Source organism: uncultured Gordonia sp. (assembly GCF_937858515.1).
Classification (GTDB): Bacteria; Actinomycetota; Actinomycetes; order Mycobacteriales; family Mycobacteriaceae; genus Gordonia.
This window is the reverse complement of sequence record NZ_CALLZT010000192.1, coordinates 1-8048: the sequence shown is the minus strand read 5'-3', so window position 1 is coordinate 8048 and position 8048 is coordinate 1. Positions and strand designations below refer to the sequence as shown.

The window sequence follows — 8048 nt, the reverse complement described above, 5'->3', positions numbered from 1 at the left end:
AGCTCGCCTGGTTCGTGCACGCCGCCAGCAAGTACAACCCGCACGAGCTGTACACGCGCGACCCGCAGTGGCGCAGGCAGGCCGCGGCCAGCCACCGCAGGCTGGTCGGGCATCTGCGCCGGCGCGACACCGAGGCCATCCGCACCGAGATCCACCAGGGTTTCGCCGACGCCCGCGACCGGCTGATCGACCAACTCGAATCGATCGGATTCTTCGACGAGCAGTCCCGCACCGAAGCCGCGCCCGCCTGAGGCCACCACACCTCCCGGTCCCGCCCCATACCCGGTCCCGCCGCTTCCCGCGCCGAACCGGCCCACGACAGGTAGCGTTGGCCCGGTGTTGGGATTGCCAGAGACAGTGACGGTCGCACTCTTCGACCTTGACGGGGTACTGACGTCCACCGCGGTGCTGCACCGCAGCGCATGGAAACGCGCCTTCGACGCCTACCTACGTGAACGCGACCCGGACGGTTTCGCCGAGTTCACCGCGCAGGACTACCTCGACTACGTGGACGGCAGGCCCCGCACCGACGGTGTGCGCACCTTCCTCGCCTCCCGCGGCATCACCGCCGACGAGGCGACGGTCGAGGAGATCGGCACCGGCAAGAACGAGATGTTCGTGGCCGCGCTGGCATCGGAGGGGGTCACCCCCTACCCCGGATCGGTCAGATATCTGGAGGCAGCGCGCGAGGCGGGTCTGCGGATCGCTGTTGTCACCTCGTCAAAGAATGGAGAAGCCGTGCTCGAGGCAGCCGACCTGACCAAGTACGTCGAGATCCGCGTCGACGGACTCGATGTGGCCGCCCGCGGCCTGAACGGGAAACCCGCACCCGATTCATTCCTGCTCGGTGCGGAATTGATGGGTGTTCCGCCCGCCCACGCGGCCGTCTTCGAAGACGCCATCTCCGGTGTGACAGCCGCCGCCGCAGGTGATTTCGGCTATGTCGTTGCGATCGACCGGCACGACGGGGAGCAGACCGACGCGATGCGGGCCGCCGGAGCCAGCATCGTGGTCGCCGATCTCGATGAGTTGGTGCCGGCATGACGGTTCACGAACACGCCCACGGTTTCGAGATCCACCCGTGGCGGCTGCGCTGGAGCGGCCTGGACACCGACGCCCTCAAAAAGACCGAGACCCTGTTCGCGTTGTCGAACGGGCACATCGGCCTGCGCGGCACCTTCGAGGAGGGTGAGCCGGTCGACCATCCGGGCACCTATCTGAACGGCTTCTACGAGGGCCGCGACCTGCCCTACGCCGAAAGCGGTTACGGCTACCCCGAATCCGGGCAGACCGTGGTCAACGTGACCGACGGCAAGATCATCCGGCTGCTCGTCGAGGACGAGCCGATGGATCTGCGCTACGGACGCACCGAGGAACACGAACGCACCCTCGATTTCCGCACCGGAACGCTGCGCCGCTCGACCCTGTGGACATCGCCCACCGGGCACACCGTGCGCATCAAGTCCGAACGCCTCGTCTCGTTCACCAAGCGCACCGTCGCGGCCATCCACTACGAGGTGGAGCCGATCGGCGAGGACATGAAGCTGGTGCTGCAGTCGGACCTGCTGGCCAACGAGCCGGTGCCCACGCCCGGCAACGACCCGCGCCTGGCCGCCGCCCTCGATGCCCCGCTGGTGTCTGACCTGGCCGCCTGCCGCAACTACTGGTCGATCCTGGTGCACCACACCAAGAACTCCAACCTGCACGTGGCCGCGGGCATGGATCACGAGATCGACTTCCCGGACAAGTTCGAGGCGTTCATCCGGGCCGACGGCGACCTGGCCCGGCTCACCGCCGCCGCCAATGTGCCACAGGGCACCAAGCTGTCGCTGACCAAGTACATCGGATATGGCTGGTCGGCCCGGCGTTCGGTGCCCGCACTGCGCGCCCAGGTCGACGCCGCGCTCGCGATGGCGATGGAAACCGGTTGGGCCGCGCTGAAAGCCGAGCAGGTGGCCTACCTCGACGACTTCTGGCGCGACGCCGACATCGAGCTCGACGGCGACGCCGAACTCCAGCAGGCAGTGCGGTTCTCGCTGTTCCACGTGCTGCAGGCCGGCGCCCGCGGGCAGTCCCGCGCCATCCCCGCCAAGGGCCTGACCGGCCCCGGCTACGACGGCCACACCTTCTGGGACACCGAGAGTTTCATCCTGCCGATGCTCACCTACACCGCCCCCGCGGCGGCCGGTGAGGAGTTGCGCTGGCGGCACGCCACGATGGACAAGGCCAAGGCCCGCGCCGCCGAACTGGGTCAGCGCGGCGCCATGTTCCCGTGGCGTTCCATCAACGGCGACGAGTGTTCGGGCTACTGGCCCGCCGGCACCGCGGGCGTGCACGTATCGGCCGACATCGCCAACGCCACCGCCCGCTATCTGCGCGCCACCGACGACGAGAAGTTCGAAACCGAGTGCGGCGTAGAACTTCTCGTGGAAACGGCACGATTGTTCGCCGCACTCGGCCATCACGACGTCAACGGCAAGTTCCGCATCGACGGCGTGACCGGCCCCGACGAGTACACCGCGATCATCAACAACAACGTGTTCACCAACCTCGCCGCCCGGCAGAATCTGCGCGACGCGGCCGAGATCGTACACCGCCGCCCCGACATCGCCGGCCAGCTCGGTGTCACCAATGCCGAAGTGGCACACTGGGAATCGTGCGCCGACGCGATGACCATCCCGTACGACGACGCGCTCGGGGTGCATCAGCAGTGCGAGTCGTTCACTCTGCTCGGCGCCTGGGACTTCGAGGCGTCGGTGGGCAAATACCCGCTGCTGCTGAACTATCCGTACTACGACCTGTACCGCAAGCAGGTGGTCAAGCAGGCCGATCTGGTGTTCGCCATGTACACCTTCGGCGAGGAGTTCACCGCAGAGCAGAAGCTCAAGAACTTCGACTATTACTATCCGCTCACCGTGCGCGACTCGTCGCTGTCGGCGTGCTGCGAGGCCGTCACCGCGGCCGAGGTCGGCTACCTCGACCTGGCCTACGACCTGCTCTCGGAATCGGTGTTCACCGACCTGCACGACCTGCACGACAACGTGAGCAGTGGCCTGCACATCGCGGCGCTGGCCGGTGCGTGGACGGACTGCGTGGCCGGGTTCGGTGGTATGCGCGATTTCGGCGGCAACATCACGTTCGCGCCGCGACTGCCGGCCAGGCTCACCTACCTGTCGTTCCGGATGGTGGTACGCGATTCCAAGATCGTCGTCGCCATCGACAAGAGCCAGGCCACCTACCGGCTGCTGTCGGGGCCGCCGATCGTGCTGGCCCATCACGGCGAGGAATTCACCCTGCACGAACAGCCGGTGTCGCTGCCGATCGCCGAGATCGAGCACCGCACCCCGCCCAAGGCGCCACCCGGCTGCGAGCCGTACCAGCGCAGCATATGACCGGCGCCAATCGGTTAGGCAGCAATCGGTTAGGCACCGGGGGTACGGGTCGGTAATCTGACGGAATTATGTCTGCAGACACCGACCCGACCGCCGGTACCTCTTCTCACGGTGCCGGGCGTCCGTACTACCTGACCACCGCGATCGCCTACCCCAACGGCGCACCGCACATCGGGCATGCCTACGAGTACATCTCGGCCGATGCGCTGGCGCGGTTCAAGAGGCTCGACGGCTTCGACGTCCGCTTCCTGACCGGTACGGACGTGCACGGGCAGAAGATGCAGCAGACCGCGCAGGCCGCGGGCGTACCCACGGCCGAACTGGCCGCCGAGAATTCCGACCGGTTCCAGGCGCTGCAGGATCGTCTGGGCTCGAGCTACGACCGGTTCATCCGGACCTCCGACGAGGATCACAAACGTGCCTCGGAGGCCATCTGGCAGCGGATGGCCGACGCCGGTGACATCTACCTCGACAAGTATTCGGGCTGGTATGACGTCCGCGACGAGGTGTTCTACGCCGAAGCCGACACCACCGTCGACGACGACGGCGGTGACCGGGTGGCCGCCGACAACGGGCACAAACTGACCTGGACCGAGGAAGAAACATACTTCTTCCGGCTTTCTGCGTATCAGGACCGGCTGCTCGCGCTGTACGAGGAGCATCCAGAGTTCATCGGGCCGGATGTGCGGCGTAACGAGGTGGTCAGCTTCGTCAAGGGTGGCCTCACCGACCTGTCGATCTCGCGCACCACCTTCGACTGGGGTGTGCCCGTGCCCGGCCATTCCGGTCACGTCATGTACGTGTGGGTCGACGCACTGACCAACTACCTGACCGGGGCGGGATTTCCCGACGACCCGGACACCACCGCCAGATACTGGCCGGCGGATCTGCACATCATCGGCAAGGACATCATCCGCTTCCACTGCGTATATTGGCCGGCCTTCCTGCTCAGCGCCGGTATCGAACTGCCCAAACGTGTGTTCGCACATGGCTTTTTGTTCAATAAGGGCGAAAAGATGAGCAAGTCGGTGGGCAATGTGGTTGATCCGGACAATCTCATCGACCAGTTCGGTCTCGATCCGGTGCGCTACTTCTTCCTGCGCGAGGTGTCCTACGGGCAGGACGGTTCGTATTCGGCGGAGGCGATGATCAGCCGCATCAACGCCGACCTGGCCAACGAGTTCGGCAACCTCGCCCAGCGCACCCTGTCGATGATCGGCAAGTACTTCGGTGGCGCCGTGCCCACGCCCGGCGAGTACACCGACGCCGACCGCACGCTGCTCGACGCCGCCGACGCGCTGCCGGACATCGTCCGCGGCCACTTCGACGCACAGGCCATTCACCTGGGTCTGGAGGCACTGTGGTCGGTGCTCGCCGACACCAATCGCTACATCTCGGCCCAGGAACCCTGGAAGCTGGCCAAGACCGATCTCGACAGGACCGCGACGGTGCTGTACGTGTGCGCCGAGGCTGTCCGGATCGTGGCGCTCCTGGCACAACCGGTGCTGCCCACCTCCTGCGGCACGATCCTCGATCTGCTCGCCGTCGGTACCGACGGCACCGATCGGCAGTTCACCGCGGTGGCGTCGCGGCTCGTCCCCGGCACCGCGCTGCCCAAACCATCGCCGGTGTTTCCCCGCTACGAGACGTCTTGACCCCTGGCCTGCGTGCGGATCCCGGCCCGGGCTGCGCTCCTGAGCCGTTCGCTCCCGGACCACTGGAGGTGCTGGGGTCGCTGATCGAGCACACCGGGGCACGGGGGTTGCCGCCGCCCGCCGCGCTGGTCGGCGATTGGTGGGGTGCCGACGCGGTGATCGCACCGTCGATCGATATCGTCGCCGGACACCGGCCACCGCCCGTGGCGACGCGATTCTGGTTCGGCTACATCGGCTTTCCCGCATACCCCGCGACCGGCGGCGACGGCCTGCCCGAGGTGGCCGGGGGTGAGACCTCCGGCATCCTGATCTCGCGGGCAGGTCGGTGGGAGTACCTGAGCGTCGACGGATCTCCTTGTCCGGCATGGGTTTCGGATTGTCTCGCCGCGGCTGGGCAGGTTCACCTCCCGGATCCGCCGCGGGTGAGGTGGACGGCGCCCGAACGCGGGCCGCATCTGGCGGCCGTCAAATCCTGTCTGGAGGCCATCCGGGCGGGAGAGGTGTATCAGGCGTGTGTGTGCACCCGGTTCACCGGACGGATCGACGGCCCGCCTTCGGCGTTCTACCGGCTACTGGCCGCCACCACGACTCCCGCCAAATCTGCTTTTCTGCAGGGTGATTGGGGCTGCGTGGCAAGCTTCTCACCGGAGACGTTCCTGCGCCGAACCGGCGGTGTGGTCACCTCGGCCCCGATCAAGGGCACCGTTCCCGCCGGCGCCGACCCGGCCACACTGGCCTCCTCGGAGAAGGACATCGCCGAGAACGTGATGATCGTCGACCTGGTCCGCAACGACCTCGGCCGGGTCGCCGACGTCGGCAGCGTCACAGTCCCCGCGCTGCTGCGGATCCAGCCGGCACCCGGCGTGTGGCATCTGGTGTCGACGGTGGCCGCGACCGTCGGCGACGACGTCACCACCACCGATCTGCTGGAGGCGACGTTTCCGCCGGCATCGGTCACCGGAACCCCCAAACTCCGGGCCCTGTCGCTGCTGGCGGGCTGGGAACAACATTCGCGCGGTCTGTACTGCGGCGCGATCGGCATGGCCGGGCCGGGCGGTGACCTGGACCTGAACGTGGCGATCCGCACGGTTGCCGTCACCCCGGACGGTTCTGCGGTCCTCGGGGTGGGCGGCGGCATCACGATCGACTCCGATCCGTACCGTGAATGGCAGGAATGCCTGGACAAGGCATCGACGATCATCTCGGCATTCACCCGCGACGACACAGGATCGTCACATCGGAACCGTTAAGATGTCCGTTATGGGTTTGATCACGTCGGGGGCAGACCCGCGGGAGGTACGCAATCGGCTGGCGGCCGCACACGATGCGGTGGTCGGCCGGGGGCTCGCCGCGCCCGACGGTGTCCGCGACGAACTTGTCGCGTCGTGGCGCAGTTCGGCGGCTCACGGCGTCGACCCCGATCACCTCGATCCGCCGGTGGTCAGCCGGGCGGCCGTCCAGGAACGCCTCGCGAATCATCCTCTCGCCGGCGCCATCGAACGCATGCGACAGCTGTTCGCCGACGCGGTCACCGACCCGCACCTGATCATGGGACTGGTCGACCCGGACGGCCTGATCATCCATCGCTGTGTTCCGGCCGATCTGCTGCCGATCGCCGACGGGATCGGGCTGGTGGACGGCAGCCGCTGGGACGAGGCGTCGGTCGGTACCAACGCGATCACCCTGGTGATGCAGACCGGTCGCCCGCAACTGGTGTACGGGGCCGAGCACTACTGCCGGGCCCTGCACGACGTCTACTGCGCCGCCGCACCCATCCACGACCGGTCCACCGGATCGATCGTCGGCCTGATCGCCATCACCGGGCCGTGCGCGGCCCTGCAACCGGCGTCCACCGCGCTGGTGACCGCATTCGCCGCGCTCGGCGAACGGGAGATGGAGATGACGCACGAACGCAACCTGGCCGAGCTGCGCGTGCGGACCGTCGCCCAGCTCACGGGCCTGTCCGGCCCCGGAATGGTCGTCGACGACAACGGGTGGGTGGCCGCCAGCGCCGGCTTCACCGCACCCAGGCGAATCGACGCGCCCACACCGGGTGCCCGGCCGTTCGTCAGCGGCATGGGCGAATGCGAGGCCGAACGGGTGGCCGGCGGCTGGCTGTTGCGGCCGTCCGGGCCCGGCTGCCCCGTGGTGGCCACACTCGACCTGCGCGGCGAACCCAGCGTGGCGGTGACCGGAGCCGACGGTTCCTGGCGGGCGGTGCTGACCCGGCGGCACGCGCAGATCGTGCTGCTGCTGGCCGAGGCCGGCGAGAACGGCATCACCGGCGCCGAACTGAGCGGCCTGCTGTACGGTGACGCCGAACACCTGGTGACCGTCCGCGCCGAGATGTCCCGGCTGCGGCGGGTCGTCGGCACGCTGGTGGCCAGCCGTCCCTACCGGCTTTCGCGCGGCGTGCAGTTGCGCGTCGTCGGCGGCGTCGACACGGAGAAGTTCGACACCGAGCTCATCGGCTAGCGTCGTCGGTCGAGCACCGCCTGATAAACCTCGCGACGTGAGACGCCGAGACCCTCGCACACCTGCGCGCACGCATCTTTCAGCCGCATCCCGCCGGCCGCGAGTTCCTCGGCGCGTTCGGCGAGCGTCTGCACGTCGGGTTCGCCCGAACCGGCCGGCGCACCCTCGATGACGACGGTGATCTCACCGCGCACCCCGTCGGCCGCCCAGATGGCGAGTTCGGCGAGCGCGCCGCGCCGCACCTGTTCGTGCGTCTTGGTCAGCTCCCGGCACACCGCCGCCCGGCGTTCGGATCCGAGCACCTGCGCGGCGCAGTCGAGGGTGTCGGCGAGCCGGTGCGGGGACTCGAAGAACACTGTGGTGCGGGGCTGGGCGATCAACTCGGCCAGCCACGCCCGGCGCGCACCCGGCTTACGGGGTGCGAAACCGTCGAAACAGAACCGTTCGGCGGGTAGCGCCGACAACGCCAGTGCCGTCGTCACCGCCGACGGGCCCGGCAGGCACGTCACCGGCAGCCCGGCGTCGA

Annotated in this window: 6 protein-coding genes and 1 pseudogene; 6 read left to right on the top strand and 1 reads right to left on the bottom strand. The window is 68.0% G+C overall.

Annotated elements, in window-relative coordinates:
* The 6 genes and pseudogenes from Q0627_RS18580 to Q0627_RS18555 all read left to right on the top strand — a co-directional run.
* Positions 1–251 (top strand): annotated as a pseudogene (locus Q0627_RS18580) (GntR family transcriptional regulator); the annotation flags it as partial.
* An 85-nt stretch (positions 252–336) separates the two neighbouring features.
* A complete protein-coding gene (locus Q0627_RS18575) occupies positions 337–1044 on the top strand; it encodes an HAD family phosphatase (protein ID WP_291018322.1) in 708 nt (235 codons plus the stop codon).
* Positions 1041–3392: a glycoside hydrolase family 65 protein gene (locus Q0627_RS18570; RefSeq protein WP_291018324.1), complete on the top strand. Its 2352-nt coding sequence runs from the start codon at positions 1041–1043 to the stop codon at positions 3390–3392. The genes Q0627_RS18575 and Q0627_RS18570 overlap by 4 nt, the downstream gene beginning before the upstream one ends.
* Before the next feature lie 68 nt (positions 3393–3460).
* Positions 3461–5047: a methionine--tRNA ligase gene (metG, locus tag Q0627_RS18565; RefSeq protein WP_291018326.1), complete on the top strand. Its 1587-nt coding sequence runs from the start codon at positions 3461–3463 to the stop codon at positions 5045–5047.
* A gap of 68 nt (positions 5048–5115) precedes the next feature.
* Positions 5116–6297 (top strand): aminodeoxychorismate synthase component I, encoded by a 1182-nt coding sequence (locus tag Q0627_RS18560; protein WP_291018337.1) that lies wholly within the window; start codon positions 5116–5118, stop codon positions 6295–6297.
* A 10-nt stretch (positions 6298–6307) separates the two neighbouring features.
* On the top strand, positions 6308–7522 hold the full coding sequence (locus Q0627_RS18555; RefSeq protein WP_291018328.1) for a GAF domain-containing protein: 1215 nt from the start codon (positions 6308–6310) through the stop codon (positions 7520–7522).
* Here the strand turns inward: Q0627_RS18555 and Q0627_RS18550 are convergent.
* On the bottom strand, positions 7519–8048 hold a 530-nt coding region (locus Q0627_RS18550; RefSeq protein ID WP_298811863.1), incomplete at its 5' end, for a 16S rRNA (cytidine(1402)-2'-O)-methyltransferase. The two genes, Q0627_RS18555 and Q0627_RS18550, sit on opposite strands and share 4 nt — an antisense overlap.